This window comes from Larkinella soli (assembly GCF_003703975.1).
In the GTDB taxonomy this organism is placed as follows: Bacteria; Bacteroidota; Bacteroidia; order Cytophagales; family Spirosomataceae; genus Larkinella; species Larkinella soli.
The window spans coordinates 241,266-260,799 of the sequence record NZ_QTJY01000005.1 but is presented as its reverse complement, the minus strand read 5'-3'; the positions used below and the strand labels follow the sequence as shown (position 1 = coordinate 260,799).

At 59.9% G+C, this 19,534-nt stretch carries 11 protein-coding genes; 10 read left to right on the top strand and 1 reads right to left on the bottom strand.

The window, feature by feature from the left end; all coding sequences use genetic code 11:
- Window positions 1-148 precede the first annotated feature (148 nt).
- From DX909_RS14875 to DX909_RS14840, 8 genes are all read left to right on the top strand, one after another.
- The gene (locus tag DX909_RS14875) at window positions 149-2,539 is read left to right on the top strand and encodes an ABC transporter permease (RefSeq protein WP_128545973.1); all 2,391 of its coding nucleotides are present in this window, start codon (window positions 149-151) and stop codon (window positions 2,537-2,539) included.
- A 16-nt stretch (window positions 2,540-2,555) separates the two neighbouring features.
- A complete protein-coding gene (locus DX909_RS14870) occupies window positions 2,556-4,949 on the top strand; it encodes an ABC transporter permease (protein ID WP_128545972.1) in 2,394 nt (797 codons plus the stop codon).
- An 11-nt stretch (window positions 4,950-4,960) separates the two neighbouring features.
- Window positions 4,961-7,384: an ABC transporter permease gene (locus DX909_RS14865; RefSeq protein ID WP_128545971.1), complete on the top strand. Its 2,424-nt coding sequence runs from the start codon at window positions 4,961-4,963 to the stop codon at window positions 7,382-7,384.
- Between the two features lie 158 nt (window positions 7,385-7,542).
- Window positions 7,543-9,939, top strand: coding sequence for an ABC transporter permease (locus DX909_RS14860; protein ID WP_128545970.1), 2,397 nt, complete (start codon window positions 7,543-7,545; stop codon window positions 9,937-9,939).
- A 99-nt stretch (window positions 9,940-10,038) separates the two neighbouring features.
- On the top strand, window positions 10,039-11,145 hold the full coding sequence (locus DX909_RS14855; protein ID WP_128545969.1) for a PA14 domain-containing protein: 1,107 nt from the start codon (window positions 10,039-10,041) through the stop codon (window positions 11,143-11,145).
- A 75-nt stretch (window positions 11,146-11,220) separates the two neighbouring features.
- Window positions 11,221-12,261 (top strand): DUF4097 family beta strand repeat-containing protein, encoded by a 1,041-nt coding sequence (locus DX909_RS14850; RefSeq protein ID WP_128545968.1) that lies wholly within the window; start codon window positions 11,221-11,223, stop codon window positions 12,259-12,261.
- 174 nt (window positions 12,262-12,435) lie between these two features.
- Window positions 12,436-14,820, top strand: coding sequence for an ABC transporter permease (locus tag DX909_RS14845; RefSeq protein ID WP_128545967.1), 2,385 nt, complete (start codon window positions 12,436-12,438; stop codon window positions 14,818-14,820).
- A gap of 42 nt (window positions 14,821-14,862) precedes the next feature.
- Window positions 14,863-15,552: an ABC transporter ATP-binding protein gene (locus tag DX909_RS14840; protein WP_128545966.1), complete on the top strand. Its 690-nt coding sequence runs from the start codon at window positions 14,863-14,865 to the stop codon at window positions 15,550-15,552.
- 8 nt (window positions 15,553-15,560) lie between these two features.
- Here DX909_RS14840 and DX909_RS14835 read toward each other — a convergent pair whose 3' ends face one another.
- A complete protein-coding gene (locus DX909_RS14835; RefSeq protein ID WP_164851288.1) occupies window positions 15,561-16,388 on the bottom strand; it encodes an aminotransferase class IV in 828 nt (275 codons plus the stop codon).
- Window positions 16,389-16,455: 67 nt separating this feature from the next.
- Here DX909_RS14835 and DX909_RS14830 point away from each other — a divergent pair, with 67 nt between their 5' ends.
- The gene (locus DX909_RS14830; protein WP_128545964.1) at window positions 16,456-17,961 is read left to right on the top strand and encodes a TolC family protein; all 1,506 of its coding nucleotides are present in this window, start codon (window positions 16,456-16,458) and stop codon (window positions 17,959-17,961) included.
- A 113-nt stretch (window positions 17,962-18,074) separates the two neighbouring features.
- A complete protein-coding gene (locus DX909_RS14825) occupies window positions 18,075-19,490 on the top strand; it encodes an efflux RND transporter periplasmic adaptor subunit (RefSeq protein ID WP_128545963.1) in 1,416 nt (471 codons plus the stop codon).
- Window positions 19,491-19,534 lie beyond the last annotated feature (44 nt).

The following is a 19,534-nucleotide window of genomic DNA, read 5'->3' as shown; positions in this document are numbered from 1 at the left end:
GTCGGGGGGTGGTCCACAAGCGGACAGGCACTGTACGAATTCGGACAGAAAAAACGGGCAGGACCTTGTTACCGGCTTTAAATCAGTCGTTTATTTCCGTGGCATGAGAGTTGAGCAGGTAGCAGGGAGCTCGAAACCTGCCTGACCTATGCTGCGAAACTACCTGACGATTGCCTGGAGGAGCATCCTCAAGGACAAGTTTTATAGTCTGATCAATATCCTGGGGCTCACCATCGGGGTAACCTGCGGGATGCTTCTTCTGCTCTATGTTACCGACGAACTGAGCTTCGACCGGTATCACACCAACGCCGACCGCATCTACCGCGTCGCTTCCCAGATCCGGGAGCCGGACAAGGCGTTCGGATGGAACGTCACCCAGGCTCCGCTGGTCAAAACGCTGAAGCAGGATTATCCTTTTATTCAGAACTTTGTCCGGTTCTTTCCCTATGGAAAGGTCATGTTCCGGCAGGGTGAAAACCGGTTTTACGAGGATGACGTCTTCGCGGCCGACTCGACGGTGTTCGAGGTGTTCAGCTACAAACTCATCGAAGGCGATTCCCGCACGGCCCTCGACCAGCCGGGCAGCGTGGTGCTGACCCGCTCGACGGCCGAAAAATTCTTCGGGTCGCGGAGCGCCCTCGGTCAGTCGCTGCAAACCAACGATACCACCTTCTACAAGGTGACGGGCGTCATGGAAGACGTTCCGAAAAACTCCCATTTCACCTTTAAAGCCCTGCTCTCCACCGGACAGAACGAGCGCAATCAGGCCAATAACTGGGGCGGTTTCTACGTCACCAGTTATCTGGTGCTTCCCGAAAACTTCGACCCGAAAACCCTCGAGGCCAAATTCCCGCAGGTGTACGACAAATACGTCGGGCCGATCTTCAAGCGGATGGGCATCAAGATCACCTATGAACTCCAGCCGCTGACCCGCATTCACCTGTATTCCAAGCTGGAGGGAGAAACCAACGGCGACATCGGCTACGTCTACACCTTCAGTGCCGTCGCCTTCTTCATGCTCCTGATCGCCAGCATCAACTACATGAATCTGGCGACGGCCCGCTCGGCCAAACGCGCCAAGGAGGTCGGGCTGCGGAAGGTGATGGGGTCGGAGAGAAGCCGCCTGATGGCCCAGTTTCTGGCCGAATCCATCCTGATGACGGCGCTGGCGCTGGGGGCCAGCCTGCTGCTGGTGGCATTGCTGCTGCCATTCTTCAATACCGTCTCGGGCAAGGAGATCAGCTTCATGGAACTGCTGCGTCCGCAGTTCCTGCTCATCGCCCTGTCCATCTTGGTCTTTACCGGCCTGATCAGCGGCAGCTATCCGGCGTTTTACCTTTCCTCGTTCGAGCCGGCCACGGTGCTGAAAGGCTCCTTCAAGGCCAAAGGCGGCAATTCGTTTTTCCGAAAGGCGCTGGTGGTGTCGCAGTTCGCCATCTCGCTGATCATGCTGATTTGTACGTGGGTCGTCTATGAACAGCTGAACTACATGCGGAACAAGGACCTGGGCTACGACAAAGACCAGGTGCTGACGATCAACTACCAGGAAAATCAGCCCCGCGACCGTTACAACACCCTGCGCAACCTGCTCCTGGCCAACCCGGACATCAAAAGCGTATCCTCGGCCTCCTCGCCGACGAGCAACATCGGCGGCCGGGTGATCTTCACGGTCGAGTCCAATACCGGTATGAAGGAGATGGGTTTCAAACCGATGGCCATCGATCCCAACTACCTGACTACCATGGGAATGAAAGTTACGAAAGGCCGGGACTTTTCGGAGAAGATTCCCGCCGACACCCTCAACAGCGTCCTGATCAACCAGGCGGTGGTGGACCGGATGGGCTGGAAAGACCCCCTCGGCAAGAAGATCCTTCTGGGCGGCCAGCCGCAGAACGGCCAGCAGGGCCCCCCGACGGCCCAGGTGGTGGGCGTCGTGAAGGATTTCCACCAGCAGTCGCTCTACAATCCGATCGACCCGCTGATTATGCTGAACCGGCCGGCCAACCCCGTCATCCACATCAAACTGGCCACCACCGAGGTATCGAAAACCGTCGCGTTTATCGAACAGAAATGGCGCGAAATTTACCCCAACCGCCTGTTTGAATACCGCTTTCTGGACCAGGATTTCGCGTCGGCCTACCATGCCGACGAGTTGCGCGGACGCATCTTTACGGCTTTCTCGGCCCTGACGATCCTGATCGCCTGTCTGGGGCTGTTCGGCCTGGCGACCTTCACGACCGAGCAGCGGGTGAAGGAGATCGGCGTGCGCAAGGTGCTGGGCGCCAGCGTAACGAGCGTCGTGCTGCTGCTGTCGAAGGACTTTACCAAACTCGTGCTGTTCTCCTTCCCGATCGCCATCCCGGTGGCCTGGTACTCCATGTATAAATGGCTTCAGAACTTTCCGTACAAGACCGCCATCCCGGTCTGGATCTTCGTCGCGTCCTGCCTGCTGACGCTGCTGATCTGCTGGGTGACGGTGGTGTACCAGTCCCTGAAGGCGTCGCTGGCCAACCCCGTGAAAAGCCTGCGCTCCGAATAGCCTTAACGCCTGACCTATGTTTCGCAATTATTTCAAAATTGCCCTCCGGAATCTGGCCAAAAACCGGTTTTATTCCGTCATCAAGATCGCCGGTCTGGCCGTCGGGCTGGCGGCCGGCATCCTGATCGCGCTCTTCGTGTACGAGGATTTTTCGTACGACCGGTTTAACCGGAACTACGACCGTATTGTGCGGGTGCTGACCATCGACCATGCCGAGGGTGTCAAAAGCAAGCTGGTCGGGGTGAATTATCCCGGCCTGGCGCCGGCCATTGCCCGGGAGCTGCCCGAGGTGGTCAACAGCGTGCGGATTGCCGAGCAGGGCCGCGTGCCGCTGAAAGTGGGCGAGAAGCTGATCAGCTCTGAAGGCACGTTCCGGACCGAGAGTTCCTTCTTCGAAATCTTCGACTACAAGGTGCTGACCGGCCCCGCGAAGGGCGTGCTGGACGAACCCGAAACCGTCATTCTGACCCAAACGCTGGCCCGGAAGCTGTTCGGGGAGGAAAACCCGGTCGGGAAGGTGGTGCAGTCGGGCACGCTGAACCTGACCGTCAGGGCCGTCATGGCCGACCCGCCCTCCAATTCCCACCTGCGGTTCGACATGCTGCGGTCGCTGACGCCGGCGCGGGGCGACACCAATTTCGTCCAGTTCCTGACCTCGTTCAACGGCATCAGCCTGTACAGCTACCTGCTGCTCGACCAGCCCCGCGACCTCGCCACGATCATTCCCAAGCTCAAGCAGGTGGCCGACAAGAACCAGGGCTACGCCTTCTTCGAACCGACGCTCCAGTACCTGCGCGACGTGCACCTGAATTCCGGCGAAATCCTGTTCGAGCATAATACCAACAAAACCGACGCGTCGAATCTGTACGTGCTGGCGACCATCGCCGTGCTGGTGGTGCTGCTGGCGTCGGTCAACTTCATGAACCTCGTGACGGCCCACGCCACCGGACGCGCCAAGGAGGTGGGCCTCAGGAAGATGGCCGGGGCGGTGCGGGGTCAGCTGATCGGGCAGCACCTGATCGAGTCGATTCTCGTCACGGTTATTTCGGCGCTGCTGGCACTGGCGCTGGCGGCTTTGATGCTGCCGGTTCTGAACGGCATTTATCAGCGCGACGCCGGCCTGGGGGCGCTGCTGAACCCGGGCATCATCCTCGGTATCCTCGGTTTTGTGGTGCTGATCGGGCTGGTGTCGGGCAGCTATCCGGCTTTCGTGCTCTCGCGGTTCCGGCCGGCGGTGGTGCTGAAAGGGGCCTTCAAGAATACCGACAGCGGCATCCGGCTGCGGCAGACACTCGTCATTGTCCAGTTTACCATCTCGATTGCCCTGATGGTCGGCACGGGTGTGGTGTTCCGTCAGATGAAATTTATTCGGGAAAAAGACCTCGGGTTCAGCCGCGAACAGATCATTTCGATTCCGTTCAAGAACCAGCAGGCGGCTGCCCGCGCCCGGACGCTCCAGGCCGAACTGAAGCTGAACCCCAGGGTAATCGGTACCGGAACGACCAGCAACAAACTCGGCCAGCAGCTCGGCCGGACCAACATCTACCCGGAAGGCAAGCCCTCGACGACCAACTACATCACCAGCATCATGGTGGTGGACGAGTCGTTCGTGCCGACGATGGGGATGAAAATCCTGAAAGGCCGCAACTTCTCGCTCGATTTCCCGGCCGACTCGGCCTCGTCGATGCTCGTCAACGAGGAGATGGCCCGGCTCCTGAACTGGTCCGATCCGGTCGGCAAAACCGTCCGGCTGCAAACCGGTCCCACCCCGACCGACCTGACCGCCTATAAGGTGGTGGGATTGGTGAAGGATTTTCATTTCGCCACCATCCGGCACAAGGTCGAACCGCTGTTCATGCTGTTCAACCGGAACAACGGCCAGCTGGCGGTGAAGATCAATACCGCCAACGCCCCGGAGACGCTGGCTTTCATCGAGCAGACCTGGAAGCGCATCAACCCCGAGACGCCCTACGACTTCAGCTTCCTGGACGAGGATTTCGGTAAGTTGTACCGGAGCGAGCAGGCGTTTGCCACCATGTTCAGCCACTTCACGATTCTGGCGCTGTTCATCGCGGTGCTGGGGCTGTTCGGGCTGGCGGCCTTCACGGCCGAGCAGCGCCGGAAGGAGATCGGCATCCGGCGGGTGCTGGGTGCCGAAACCGGCAGCCTGCTGTTCCTGCTCTCCAAAGATTTCGTCCGGCTGGTGCTGGTCGCCTTCGTGGTGGCGTCTCCGCTGGCCTGGTACCTGATGGATCGCTGGCTGGCCGGGTTTGCCTATCGCACCGACCAGAGCGCCGTGCTGTTCGTCGTCGCCGGCCTGGCCGCCGTGCTGGTGACGCTGATTACCGTCAATGTACAGGTGTTCAAAACCGTGAACGCCAATCCCGTCAAAAGCCTCCGTAGTGAATAGCCGATACCCTTATGATTCGAAATTATCTGAAAATCGCCGTCCGTAACCTCCGTAAACACCGGGGCTTTACATTCATCAACATCTTCGGCCTGGCCGTGGGCCTGGCTTGCTGCCTCCTGATTCTGCTCTACGTCCTCGACGAGCTGAGCTTCGACCGCTTCCACGAAAAAGCCGACCGCATCTACCGCATCAATTCCGACATCAAATTCGGCGGCAACGATATGCACATGGCCGTGTCGCCCGACCCGATGGGGCCGACGCTGGTGAAGGATTATCCGCAGGTCGAGAACTACGTCCGGCTCCACGCCCGCGGCACCTGGATGGTCCGCCGGGCCGGACAGGTGCAGAAACTGAGCGAACCCAACATTATGTTCGCCGACTCGACACTCTTCGACGTGTTTACGCTGCCGCTGGTGGCCGGTGATCCGAAAGCCGCCCTGCGGGAGCCGGCCACCGTAGTCGTCAGCGAAGCGGCCGCCCGCCGGCATTTTGGGGCCGCCAACCCGGTCGGTCAGACGCTGCTGTTCGACGACAAGCCCTTCCGGGTGACGGCCGTGATGCGCAACATGCCGGCCAACTCCCACTTCCGCACGGATTTCTTCCTGAGCATGCTGAGCGACGACTACCAGTGGGGCGTCTGGCTCAGCAATAACCACCATACCTACGTGCTGCTGAAGGAGGGCGTCGATCCGAAGGCGTTCGAGAAGAATTTCGAAACCATGATCCAGAAGTACCTGGGTCCGCAGGCGTATCAGTTTCTGGACAGCAGCATCAGCGACCTGCGCAAGGCCGGCAACGAGATCCGGTATTCGCTGATCCCCCTGACCGACATCCACCTGCGCTCGAAGCAGAACATCGAACTGGCACCCAACAGCGACATTCAGTATGTCTATACGTTCGCGGCCGTGGCGGTATTTATCCTCCTGATCGCCTGCATCAACTTCATGAACCTCTCGACGGCCCGCTCCGCCAACCGGGCCAAGGAAGTGGGCGTGCGGAAGGTGCTGGGTTCGGTGAAGCAGCAGTTGATCGGGCAGTTCATGACGGAGTCGGTGCTGATGGCGGTGCTGGCGATGGGGCTGGCCCTGATTCTGGTGACGTTCTCGCTGCCGTTCTTCAATGATATGTCGACCAAAGCCCTGAGCGTCAATAGTCTGTGGTCCGGTCCGTTCCTGCCGGTTCTGGTCGCGCTGCCCATTGGGGTGGGTCTGCTGGCGGGGAGTTATCCGGCGTTTTTCCTCTCCTCGTTCCGCCCGATCAGCGTCCTGAAGGGCCGCATCAACCTGGGGCTGAAAAGCGCCGGTCTGCGGAGCGGGCTGGTGGTGTTTCAGTTTATGATGTCGGTCATTCTGATCGCAGGAACGATGATCGTCTACCGGCAGATCAACTACATCCAGACCAAAAAACTGGGCTTCGACCGGAGCCGGGTGCTGACGGTCAACGGCGCCTACGCGCTGGGCAAGGGGGCCGAAACGTTCAAAAACGAAGTCCTGCGGATTCCGGGCGTTCAGTACGGGTCCATTTCGGGGTATCTGCCCGTTCCGTCGGGCCGCAGCGACAGCCCGCTGTTTCCGGAGGGCGAAATCAACGAGAAAAAGGCGGTTTCGACCCAGAACTGGGGCGTCGATTTCGACTACGTCAAAACGCTGGGCATGGAGATCGTGAAGGGCCGGGACTTCTCCCGCAACTTCGGTTCGGATTCGGCCGGGATCATCCTGAACGAAGCGGCCGTGAAGATTTTCGGCTTCAAAGACCCGATCGGCAAGCGGGTTTCGCGGATGATGGACAACGAGGGTAAGGTCCTGAAAACCTACACGATCATCGGGGTCGTGAAAAACTTCCACTTCGAGTCGCTGCGGCAGAACATCGGGGCGCTGTCTCTGGTGCTGGAGCCCAACACCGGGGCGGTGTCGTTCCGGCTTGCCGGGCAGGACCTCCCGGCCCTCGTGAAGCAGGTCGAGGCCAAATGGAAACAGCTGGCGCCCGGCCTGCCGTTTGATTATTACTTTCTGGAAGACAGCTTCGACCAGATGTACCGGGCCGAGCAGCGGGTCGGGCGAATCGTGCTGACGTTCTCGGTGCTGGCGATCCTGATCGCGTGTCTGGGTCTGTTCGGGCTGGCGGCTTTCATGGCCGAGCAGCGGACGAAGGAGATCGGCGTGCGCAAGGTGCTGGGGGCCAGCGTCACCAGCATCGTGGCCCTGCTGTCGAAAGATTTTCTGCGGCTGGTGCTGATCGCCATCGTCGTGGCGACGCCGATTGCCTGGTACGCCATGAGCGAGTGGCTGAAGGAGTTCGCCTACAAGATCGACATTCCCTGGTGGGTATTCGTCGTCTCCGGGGTGCTGGCCGTGGGCATTGCCTTCCTGACCGTCAGCTTCCAGAGCATCAAAGCCGCCCTGACCAATCCGGTGACGTCGCTGCGGTCGGAATAAAACCACCCCCCGGCCCCCTCCTTGGTAAGGAGGGGGTGGCTTCGCAGTAGCTGAAACTGGCAGCGCACTCCCCCTCCTTACCAAGGAGGGGGCCGGGGGGTGGTCTTCAGGGGCCACGCAATACCGCCTTAAACATCACTCCCTAACCCCGACACACCATGCTTCGAAATTACCTGAAAATCGCCCTGCGCAACCTCTGGCGGAACCCCCTGTACAGCCTGCTGAACATCGGCGGCCTGGCCGTGGGGCTGGCCGTCAGCCTGCTGGTGTTGCTGTTTGTCGTTCATGAGGTGACCTATGACCGGTTTCACACCCACGTCGACCGGATTTTTCAGGTATACGGAAAGATGAAGTTCGGGGAGCAGGAAATCCAGATGGCGGCCATGTCGGCGCGGTTTGGGCCGGCCGTGAAGGCGGCTGACCCCGATGTGGTGGACTTTGTCCGCATCCGGAAGTCTTCGGACCGGGTGGTGATCAAAACCGATCCGGAACACCGGGATTTCGAAAACCGCTTCATCCTGGCCGACGGCTCGCTGCTGAAGGTGTTCTCCTTTCCATTGCTGCGCGGCAACCCCGCCACGGCCCTGAGCCGCCCAATGACGGTGCTGCTGACCGAGCGCATGGCCCGGAAATATTTCGGGGAAACCGACCCCATCGGAAGAACACTGACCTACGACGGCAAACTGACCTTCGAGGTAAGCGGTATTCTGAAAGACCCGCCCTCCAATTCCACCCTGGACTTCGATTTCGTCGGGTCGCTGAGCAGCCACCCCGCCGTCGAGCGTATTCGGAACACGATCATTAAAGACGATCAGGTGGCGTTTTTCGACCAGAGCGTCGGCATGGGGTCGTACGAGACGTGGTTTCTGCTGCGGTCCCCGGAAGCCGCCGGGCGGGTGGCCCGGATCGTACCCCGGCTGGTGAAGGCGTCCGGCCACTCCACCGGAGAGACGAAGTTCATTTTCTCCCCGCTCCGGAGTGTGCATCTCGGCACCGCCAATTTCGGCGACACGGCCAACCTGCGGTATGTCTATATCTTCCTGGCCATTGCCCTGATCATTCTGGGGCTGGCGCTCATCAACTACATGAGCCTGACCACCGCCCGCGCATCCAAGCGGGCCAAGGAGGTGGGCGTCCGGAAGGCGATGGGCGCGCTCCGGCGCGAACTGGCCGCCCAGTTCTACGGCGAATCCTTCGTCATGACGGTGGCGGCCTTCGGGCTGGCTCTGCTGCTGGTGCAGTTGCTTCGGCCGGTTTTCTTTCAGATGCTTCAGCTTCGGATCGACGATTCGTTCCTCTACGGCCCGGCCTTTCTGCTGACGATTCTGGGTCTGCTGCTGCTCTGTGTGCTGCTTTCGGGCAGTTATCCGGCGGCTTTGCTGTCGGGTTTCCGGCCGGTCAGCATCATGAAGGGACCGTTTCGGGCCGACCGCAGATCGGTCTGGGTCCGGCGCGGCTTTACGGTCCTTCAGTTTGCCGTCTCGCTGGCCCTGATGGTGTGCAGCCTGACCATCGGAAAACAACTGGATTTCATGCGCAACCGCCACCTCGGCCTGTTCAAAGACCGGGTGCTGGTGCTGCCGCTGGACGATTCGCGGTTCAATACCGCCTTCCGCAGCCGGGTGCAGGCCCAGGCCGGCGTCGAGCAGGTGGCGGCCACCTCCTCGCCTTTGTACCGGAACGGCTATTCGATGTTCTTTGCGGAGGCTCCGAAGACCAAAAAGCAGGTTTCGCTCTACGTTATGTCGGTCGATGAGAATTTTTTCCGGACCCTCCGGATTCCCTGGAAAATCAGCCCTTCGGAACCGACCCGGCTGACGACGGGCAACACCCTCGTCCTGAACGAGGTGGCCGCCCGGGAGATGGGCATCGCCGAACGGCCCGTAGGCCGGCAGCTACAGATCGGCGGTGAAACGCAGGAGGTGGTCGGTCTTCTGAAAAACTTCAATTTCAGCTCGCTCCATTCCCCGATTCAGCCGCTGGCCGTCTGGGTGGCGAAAGACACCGTCCGGCAGCTGAATACGCTCTATGTGCGGCTGGACCCGAAAGCCGACCTGCGGCAGAAAGTCGCGGAGATCGGGGCGGTCTACCGGTCATTCCGGTTTGAAAAGCCGTTCGAGTACTATTTCCTCGACCAGGCGTTCGACGCCCTCTACAAGGCCGAGGACCGTCTGGCTCGGATGTTCCAGGCTTTCACGGCCTTTGCGGTTTTCATTGCGGGCCTGGGTCTCTTCGGGCTGGTGACGTTCATGGCCGAGCAGCGGACGAAGGAAATCGGCATCCGCAAGGTGCTGGGCGCGTCGGTGGCCGGCATCGTGGCCCTGCTGTCGAAGGATTTCCTCCGGCTGATTCTGGTGTCGGTGGGGCTGGCTTCGCCGGCGGCCTGGTACATCATGGAACGCTGGCTGGCCGACTTTGCCTACCGCATCGAACCGGACGTCCGGCTGTATGTACTGGCGGGCGGGGCCACGCTGCTGATCGCCCTGCTGACGGTGTCGGTGCAGTCGGTCCGGGCAGGGCTGGCCAACCCCGTAAAGAGCCTGCGGTCGGAGTAAGGGCCGGGCGCTACGCTAAGTTCTCGGCGGGCGGGCCGGTTTGCCGGACGGCCGTAGCGAATTATTTCGTACCTTCTGCCAGGAAAATCCTGCTTGGTTATGAAGGGGTTACGGATGTTGTGGATGTTGGGGTGGGTGCTGGCGGCCGGCGACGGGTTCGGTCAGTCCTCCAGTCCCCGGGGGTTGAAAGGGGAGTATTTCAACGGCCCGAATTTTGAGCAGAAAGTCTATACCCGGACCGACCCCATGATCAGTTTCAACTGGAACGGGATGTATCCGGCGCCGGGGGTAGCACGCGAGTATTTTTCGGTTCGCTGGACGGGCAAACTCTACGCCCCCAAATCCGGGAAATACCGCTTCAGCGCGATGGTGGACGACGGCATCCGGATCTGGGTCGGCGGAAAGAAAGTGATGGACGAGTGGCGGAAACAGGACGACACCAAATTCATCGGGGAAGTCACGCTGCAGGCCGGCCGGTTCTATGATCTGAAAGTCGAGTATTACAACGACTGGAAGGGGAGTACCATCTTCGTTTTCTGGGAGGTGCCGGAGACGAATCGCAATCCGCTGAGTTTTTCCAGCCCCCCGCGGGAGGAAATCCCTGCGAAGTATCTGTTCAGCCCACCGACCCCGCCCGCCCGCAAAACGGCAACCGGCGACCCGATGGCCGTCGTGAAGCCGAAACCAAAACCGGTGGAGAAACCGGCCGAAAAGCTGGTGACGCAGCGGGGAACCGAAGCCGTCCGGCCGAAGTTGCCCCCGGAGAACCGGAAGCCGATAAAAACCGGCGTGGAGCCGCTCGCCAAACCCGCCCCGCCGGCCGCCGAACCGGTGGCTGCGGTAAAGCCGCCCGAAGCGCCGGCGCCGGGAGCGGTCTTTACGCTGAAAAGCGTTCGGTTCGCCCAGAGCGACTACACGCTGCTGCCGGAGTCCTGCTCCGAACTGGACCGGCTCGTGGCGACGCTCCGGGCGTTTCCGGCCGTCCGGATTCAGATAGCGGGGCATACCGACAACATCGGCGACCCCCGGCTCAACCTGGCCCTGTCGGAAAACCGGGCGCGGGTAGTAGCCAGTTATCTGATCCGCCATGGCATCCCGGAAAGCCGGATCAGTGCCCGGGGCTACGGCGGCACGCGCCCCGTCGCCGACAACGCGGTGCTGGAGGAACGGGCCAGAAACCGGCGCGTCGAATTTATTGTCGAGTGATATGCAACCTGAACGATCTTTTTTCCATCTATACCCAAAAAGTCACCAACACAATCCCTTCCAAACACAATACTTATGAAACGTTCAAGATTTCTCCTAACCACCCTTTTCGCCCTGCCTTTTGCCCTCTGCTGCGTCGCCCAGGACCGCGATGAGACGCCCTACGATACGAAAACCTTCTCGGGTAATTACAGCAACGTCCGGGTGGAAACCTCCGGCGGAAGCATCGCCGTGGAAGGAGGGCAGTCGGGCGGGGTCAAGGTCGAAATGTACGTCCGGCCCAACAACTGGCCCAGCAACAAACTCTCCAAAGAAGAAATCGCCGACCGGCTTCAGGAATACGACATCAACATCAGCACCGAGGGCAATACCGTGATTGCCACCGCCAAGCGCAAACGCAATGAAGACCGCGACTGGAAGCGCTCGGTCAGCATCGCCTTCAAAGTCTATACCCCCCGCAATTTCGCCACCGACCTCCGGACCAGTGGCGGCAGCATCCGGCTCAAAAACCTGAACGGCAATCAGAACTTCGCCACCAGCGGGGGCAGCCTGCATCTGGAGGAGGTGGAAGGCGGCATCCGGGGCCGGACCTCCGGCGGCAGCGTCCACCTCGACCGTTGCCGGAAAGACATCGACGTCGCCACCAGCGGAGGCTCCATCCATGCCCGGGATTCGGAAGGCAACCTGGACCTGCGGACGTCCGGCGGCAGCGTGGAGCTGAACAACCTGCGCGGCAAGATCAACGCCCACACCAGCGGGGGCAGCGTCCGGGGCGACGGCATTCAGGGTGAACTGGTTACCGGCACCTCCGGCGGCTCCGTCCGCATCGCGGGCGTTTCCGGCAGCATCGAGGCCCACACGAGCGGGGGCGGCATGGACGTCGAAATCACCAAGCTGGGCGAATACGTCCGCATCTCGGGCGGCCCGGGCAGCGTCCACGTGCGGATGCCGCTCGACAAAGGCATGGACCTCGACATCTCGGGCAACCGGGTCGATATGCCGCTGAGCAAGTTCGACGGCAATGTGGAGAAGGACCGGGTTCGCGGCCGGCTCAACGGGGGCGGCATCCCCGTCCGGATCTCGGCCGGGAGCGGCAGCGTCTACGTGAATCGCTGATTGCCGGCGTCCTGAACCAACGACGGGACAGGTCTGTCCGTTTATGAACAAAAAAGTGTCCGGTCACGGACACTTTTTTGTTTTTATGGCCTTTAACGAATTGCTAATCAGCGGTTTCCTTTTCTGGCATACCGCTTGCGTCTTTTAGGTCAACTCGTTCTTCCGACGGTCTCTATGTTTCGTAATTACTTCGTTATCGCCTTCCGCAACCTCTGGAAACACCGGTTGTTCTCCCTGATCAACATTTTCGGACTGGCGTCGGGGATGATGGTGTGCCTGCTGGCGATTGCGCACATCAAGGGAGCGTTCGACTACGACACCTTTCATCCGAACCGCGACCGGATTTACCGTGTTCTGACCGAGGTCGACGACCGCCGGTACGGACGGAATCTCTTTGCGACCTCGCCCATGCCGCTGGCCGAAACCCTGAAGCGGGATTACGCCTTCGTCGAGGAAACCAGCCGGTTCGTGCGGACTTACGGCGAATTTTCGGCTAATTACAAACGGTTCGACCTGCTTTCGTTCGCCGTGGACCCCGGTTTCTTCCGGATGTTCGGCTTCCCGATGGCGAAGGGCCGCCCGGCAACCGAACCCGGCACCGCGGTGCTGACCCGCGAAACCGCCGAGCGGTTTTTCGGCACCGCCGACCCCATCGGACAGGTGATTCAGTACGGATCGGCCGGCCCGCTGACGGTAACCGGCGTCCTGGCCGACAGCCCCGTTCGCTCCCATCTCAAATTCGATATCCTGCTGGCGCTCGGCACCCCGACCAAAGCGGTCTTCAACGGCGTTTTCTTCGACTGGCGTCAATACACCAACGGCTATACCTACGTCCTGCTCCGGCCGGGCATTCCGGCCGACGCCCTGGAACGGGTGCTGCCGGCCGTCGCCGGACGGGCCACGCGGGGCCTGAAATTCCAGACCGAAAGAGGCTATTCCTTCCGGACACAGGCGCTGACCGACCTGTCGCCGGCTTTCCGCGAACTAATGTTTTCGACGTACGAACCGCAGGTGAGCGGCCTGCTGGCCGAGCTGTCCGTGGGGCTGGTGACGCTGCTGCTGGCGGGTTTCAATTACATCAACCTGACGCTGGCGCGGTCGCTGGGCCGGGCGCGGGAGGTGGGCATCCGCAAAGTGGCCGGGGCGCTGCGCATTCAGGTGGTTGCCCAGTTCATGGCCGAGTCGACGGTGCTTTCCCTGTTTGCGCTCGGGCTGGCCTACCTCATGCTGGAACTGGTCAAACCGATGGCTTTCGTGCAGCGGTGGCTGATCGGGGGCGTCGAATGGGACCTGACGCTCTGGGGCATCTTCATTGCCTTCAGCATCCTGACGGGGCTGCTGGCCGGGGCGGTGCCCGCCCGGGTACTGTCCGGCTTCGAACCGGCGCAGGTGCTGCGCAGTAAAATGGGTTTGAAGGTCATGCGCGGTATTTCGCTTCGGAAGTCGCTGGTCGTCATTCAGTTCGCCATCTCCATCGTCGCCATGATCAGCCTGATGTCTATGCATCAGCAGATGGAATACATGGCGACGGCCGACTACGGTTTCCGCCGGGAGGGTATTCTCAACATTCCGGTCGGGCCGGCCCCGCACCAGCGGCTCGTCGACGACCTCAGGCAGGTGGCCGGGGTGGAGCGGGTATCGGCCATGTCCAAACTGTTCGGCCATCACGGCGACGGCTTCGGGGCCGTCCGGCGGCAACGGACCGGGGGCGACTCGTCGCAGGCGTTCTCGTTTGCCGTCGACCCGGAATTTGTGCCGAATTTCAGCCTTCAGCTGCTGGCGGGCCGGAACCTGCCGCCGGCCGCGGCCGATTCTCTGCGTCCGGGAGCTTCCGGCCGGTTTGTGCTGATCAACGAGGAAGCGGCCCGGGCATTCCGCTTTCCGGACGCCCGCGCGGCCGTGGGCCAGACCCTCTGGCTGAACGACAGCACCGAGGTGCAGATCATCGGGGTGATGAAAGACTTTAAGTTTACCTCCTTCGCCTGGGCGATCAAACCGCTGATCCTCCGCAACCGGCCCGATGAGTTCCGGTTCCTGAACGTCCGGATCACGCCCGGCAGTGAGGAAACCGCCCTGGCCGACATTCGGGCCATCTGGAAGAAACACAACCCTTACGAAGCCTTTGCGGGCCAGTGGTACGACGATTTCCTGTATGACCACCATACGCATCCCGAAGACATGAATTTCATGGGCCTGCTGATCGGTCTGGCGCTCTCCATCGCCGGCCTGGGGCTGTTCGGGATGGTGACCTATACCACCGAAACCCGCATCCGGGAAGTCGGCATCCGGAAGGTGATGGGCGCAAATGTGGGCCAGATCGTGATGCTACTTTCCAAAGATTTTGTGAAATTGTTGGCACTTTCCGGGGTGATCGCCCTGCCCCTCGGCTATATGGCCGGAAATCTGTTCCTGCATGCCTTTGCCTACCACATCAGCATCGGCGCCGGTATTCTGCTGTCGGGCGTGGGGGTGTTGCTGACCCTGGGGGCGCTGACCATCGGCATCCGGACGTACCGGGCCGCCCAGGCGAACCCGGCGGACAGCCTGCGGGCCGAATAAGAAGACGAACGAAAAAAAGACACGCTTTAAATAGACCGAATCATGATATCACTACGGAACGTTTCCAAGTACTATCCCGCCGGCTTTGGCAAGATTTATGTGCTGCGCAACATCACCCTCGACATCAACGAGGGGGAATTCATCTCGATCATGGGGCCGTCGGGTTCCGGAAAATCGACGCTGCTGCACATTCTGGGCCTGCTCGAAGAGCCGTCGGAGGGCGAGTACCTGTTCTTCGACCAGCCCGTACAGAAGTTGTCGGAGAAAAGACGGACCGATCTGCACCGCAATCACATCGGATTTGTCTTCCAGGCCTACCACCTGATCGACGAACTGACGGTCTATGAAAACATTGAAACCCCGCTGCTGTATAAAGGGCTGTCGTCGTCGGAGCGCAAGAGCCGCGTAGCCGAACTGCTCGACCGCTTCAACATGGTAGCAAAGAAAGACCTGTTCCCGACCCAGCTGTCGGGCGGCCAGCAGCAGCTGGTCGGGATTGCCCGGGCCGTGGCCGCCAAGCCGAAGGTGATTTTTGCCGACGAACCGACCGGCAACCTGCACTCCGACCAGTCCAAGGAAATTATGGAGCTGTTCAAACGGCTGAATCAGGAAGACGGCGTGACCATCGTGCAGGTGACCCACTCGGAAACCAATGCCGAGTACGGCAACCGGATTCTGCGGCTGAAAGACGGCTGGCTCGAACCGTCGGAAGTGATCGGTTCGCAGCTGTAGGCGGGGGCTCAGGCCGGGAGCAGTTCCCGGAACACCGGCTCCAGCCGTTCGGTGCGACGGCCCATCTCCGACCCGCCGACCCGGCGAAGCCACTGGATGCCGGCCGAATTGGAACAGAAAACCGCATCGGCCGCGCCGAGCACTTCGGGTAAAAAGAGTCCTTCGCGGACGGTCAGGCCGTGGCGGGGGGCCAGCCGGAGCAGCTGCCGGCGCAGAACGCCTTCGATGCAGCCCGTGTCGGGTGAAGGCGTGAAGAGCGTATCGCCCTGGACCCAGAACAGGTTTGAGGCAATGCACTCGGCCAGATGGCCCTGTGTGTCCAGCAGGATCATATCGTCGGCTTTGCGCTCACGTTTGGCGATGCCGGCCAGCACGTAGGGAAGAGAGTTGATGGTTTTATAGGCGGAAACCGGTGACCGAAACAGCCGGTACGCGTCAAATACCTCGACCGAGTCTTTTTCGGTGACGGCGAAGGGCGGGCCGGTCCGGGGCGAGATAAAAAAGAAGGCTTCGTCGGTGGCCGGGGTATACAGACCACCGGGCCGGCGCCAGACCTGGAGTTTGATCCGGGCGGTATTCTCGGTTAAGTTATTGAATTTGAGAATATTTATAATCTGACGGTGAAGCGGTTCCGCTTCGAAGCGGAGCGGAGGAGTCAGCGAAAGGGCCTTCATGCCGCGGGTGAGCCGGTCGAAATGATCCGGCCAGAACCAGACCTGCCCGCGTTCGTAGCGGATGGTTTCGAACAATCCGTCGCCGTACTGAACCGCCCGGTCGTTGAGAGAAAGCTGGACGGCGCTTTCGGGGACTATATCCCCATTTAAAACCACGAGCATTTGCATTTTCACCGTTTATCGAAAATACCAAGTCTATACGCAAGATACTTTGTAACATTGAACAACCATGAAACGGATTACGAATTACAAATTTTACCTTACCCTCTGTGCCGCCCTGGCGGTTTTTCAGGCCGAACCGGTGCTGGCGCAGACGACCGTTCAGGGTTCGCAGACCGCCCCGGCATCGAACCGGTTCTCGCTGCGGCAGTGCATCGACATCGCGCTGAAAAATAACCTCCAGATCAAGCAGAGTGAGTTGAACGTCCAGGGGAGCAATCTCCAGTTGAAGCAGGCCAAGATGAATCTCCTGCCGAACCTTCAGGCGTTTGCCAATCAGTCCTTCAGCTCCGGCCGGAACATTAACCCCGGAACCAACGAATTTGTCGAGTCTTCCATTAGTTCGAACAATTACCAGCTCACTTCGGCGGTAACGCTTTTTAACGGGATGGCTCTGCAGAATACCATTAAACAGTTTAACCTGCTGTTCCAGTCAAATCAACAGAATCTGCTGGCGACACAGAATACCGTTGCACTGACGGTGGTGCAGAACTACCTGAATGTGCTGACCTTTCAGGAGCAGCTGGACATTGCCCGCCGGCAGGTCGAAACCAGTCAGGGGCAGTTGCAGCGAACCGAGAAACTGGTCAACGCCGGGACGCTCGCCGAAGCCCAGCTGTACGATCTTCGGGCGCAGGTGGCAAATGACGAACTGGCCGTAGTGAACGCTCAGAATAACCTGGACCTCGCCAAACTGGCGCTGCTTCAGGCTATGAACCTGTCAGCCACGACCCCGAACGGAACACCGGCTCCCGAAACGATTGAAGTGGAACGGTATGATCTTCCGGACCCGACGCTGGAGCCGTATTCTGCTAACGCGCAGCAGGTATACGAAAATGCTTTGCAGTTTATGCCCGACATCAAAGCCGCCGAGTTACGGGTGCGGAGCGATGCTGCCGGTGTGGCGGCCGCCAGAGGGGGTCTATATCCAACGCTTTCCATCAGCGGATCACTGAGCACACTCTATTCCAATGTAGGGTTACAGCGTCAGATCGAGGATGGGGTCACCCAGATTCCGCAGACGATCTTGTTGCCGGATGGAACTCAGCAGCAAATATTTATCCTTGCAAAGAACTTCCGGTCGGAGAAGTTTTCCTACGGGCAGCAGTTGAATAACAACCTGAACCGGGGGCTATCTCTTAACCTTAGTATTCCTATTTTTGGGCGTTACCAGGCCCGGAACCGGATCGTGAACGCGACGATCACGCAGAAATCATCGGAAATCATCGCCGACAACGCCCGGCTGACCCTGCGTCAGAACATCGAGACGGCCTATACGTCGATGGTGGCGGCCGGCCGGCGGTACCGCACGACGCAGGTCCAGGTCGAATCGCTGGAGAAAGCCTTCCAGGCCGCCGAGAGCCGGTTCAATGCCGGGGCGCTCAATTCCGTCGACTACAGCATCGCCAAAAATAACCTCGACCGCGCCCGGGCCAACCTCGTGCAGGCCAAGTTCGATTATATTTTCAGAACCAAGATTCTGGACTTTTATCAAAATAAACCTTTATCATTTTAACTGAATAACGAACAAGACCGTAACCCGGATTGAAAAATGAATAATTTGCAGACGGATTAATACTTTCCATACCCGTTTGCCTGTTCATTGTTCGTTATTCATTTTTCATCCGTATGAAACGCAAGTCAAACCGCATCTGGTGGATACTGGGTGGTGTCGTCATCCTGCTTATTGTCGGACTGGTTGCTGCCAAGCAAACCGGTCTGATCGGTAAAGCCAAACCCACCGAAGTCGATTTCGCGACCGTCAAAAAGGTCGATATCATCGAGCGGGTCAGTGCTTCCGGGCGGGTTCAGCCGGAAGTGGAAGTAAAGATCAGCCCCGACGTTTCGGGGGAAATCATCGCCCTGTATGTGGCTGAGGGCGACTCGGTCAGGCAGGGACAATTGCTGCTGAAAATCCGCCCCGACAACTACGAGTCGCTGCTGGCCCGGGCGCGGGCGACGGTCAATTCCAGCCGTGCGCAGTATGAGCAGACCAAAGCGCTGGCCGCCCAGGCCCAGGCGCGCCTGCTCCGGGCGAAGGCCAATTACGAGCGAAACCGTAAACTCCTGGCCGATAAGGTCATTTCCTCCGCCGACTTCGAACAGATCGAAGCCGACTACAACGTGGCCCGCCAGGACGTTGAATCCTCCCAGGCGAATATCAAAGCCGCTGAGTTCAACGTAGCCGGGGCGCAGGCCGGTCTGCGGGACGCTTCCGAAAACCTCCGGAAAACCACCATCTACGCCCCGGTCAGCGGAACGGTTTCCAAACTGAACGTGGAACTGGGCGAGCGCGTCGTCGGAACGTCGCAGATGGCCGGTACGGAAATGCTACGGATCGCCAACCTCAACAATATGGAGGTGCGCGTCAACGTCAATGAAAACGACATCGTCCGGGTGAGCCTCGGCGACACGGCCGACATCGACGTGGACTCCTACTCGACGACGGGCCGCAAGTTCAAAGGCATCGTTACCGAAATTGCCAATACGGCCAACGGTCTGACCGGTTCGGGCAGTTCGGCAGCCTCCTCCGGCCTGTCGACGGATGCCGTCACCGAGTTTGAGGTCCGGATCAAGGTCCTGAACAGTTCGTATCGTGACCTGATGGCCCAGCGCAGCAAACGCAGCTATCCGCTGAAGCCGGGCATGACGGCCTCGGTGGAGGTCATCACCGACCGCCGGAGCGGAGTGCTGGCGATCCCGATTGCCGCCGTCACCACCCGCGGAGCCGCCCAGGAGGCCATGAACCGTAATCCGAACGACAACAACGATAACAATGAGCCGAACCCCCCCCCGGCGACCGCTAAAAAAGAGGAAGTGAAAGAAATCGTATTCATTCACCAGAACGGTAAGGCGGTTCAGCGGGAGGTTAAAACCGGCATCAGCGACTTCGATAACATTGAAATCAAATCGGGCCTGAAAGTGGGCGAGCAGGTCGTTTCCGGGCCGTTCATTGCCGTATCGAAACGGCTGAAAGACGGAGATCCGCTGGCCAAACGGGACCCCAACAAGGACAAAAAGCCCGAAAAGGGGGGTGAAGAATAAGGAACCGGCTCAGCCGCCTTACTCCCGATTAATTTAGGTTGAGA

Excerpts from the sequence above, each read along its gene's own strand:
- DX909_RS14830 (WP_128545964.1), top strand. The coding sequence starts at position 16,456 with ATGAAACGGATTACGAATTACAAATTTTACCTTACCCTCTGTGCCGCC.
- DX909_RS14860 (WP_128545970.1), top strand. The coding sequence starts at position 7,543 with ATGCTTCGAAATTACCTGAAAATCGCCCTGCGCAACCTCTGGCGGAAC.
- DX909_RS14835 (WP_164851288.1), bottom strand. The coding sequence starts at position 16,388 with ATGCTCGTGGTTTTAAATGGGGATATAGTCCCCGAAAGCGCCGTCCAG.
- DX909_RS14870 (WP_128545972.1), top strand. The coding sequence starts at position 2,556 with ATGTTTCGCAATTATTTCAAAATTGCCCTCCGGAATCTGGCCAAAAAC.
- DX909_RS14855 (WP_128545969.1), top strand. The coding sequence starts at position 10,039 with ATGAAGGGGTTACGGATGTTGTGGATGTTGGGGTGGGTGCTGGCGGCC.
- DX909_RS14875 (WP_128545973.1), top strand. The coding sequence starts at position 149 with ATGCTGCGAAACTACCTGACGATTGCCTGGAGGAGCATCCTCAAGGAC.
- DX909_RS14825 (WP_128545963.1), top strand. The coding sequence starts at position 18,075 with ATGAAACGCAAGTCAAACCGCATCTGGTGGATACTGGGTGGTGTCGTC.
- DX909_RS14850 (WP_128545968.1), top strand. The coding sequence starts at position 11,221 with ATGAAACGTTCAAGATTTCTCCTAACCACCCTTTTCGCCCTGCCTTTT.
- DX909_RS14840 (WP_128545966.1), top strand. The coding sequence starts at position 14,863 with ATGATATCACTACGGAACGTTTCCAAGTACTATCCCGCCGGCTTTGGC.
- DX909_RS14845 (WP_128545967.1), top strand. The coding sequence starts at position 12,436 with ATGTTTCGTAATTACTTCGTTATCGCCTTCCGCAACCTCTGGAAACAC.
- DX909_RS14865 (WP_128545971.1), top strand. The coding sequence starts at position 4,961 with ATGATTCGAAATTATCTGAAAATCGCCGTCCGTAACCTCCGTAAACAC.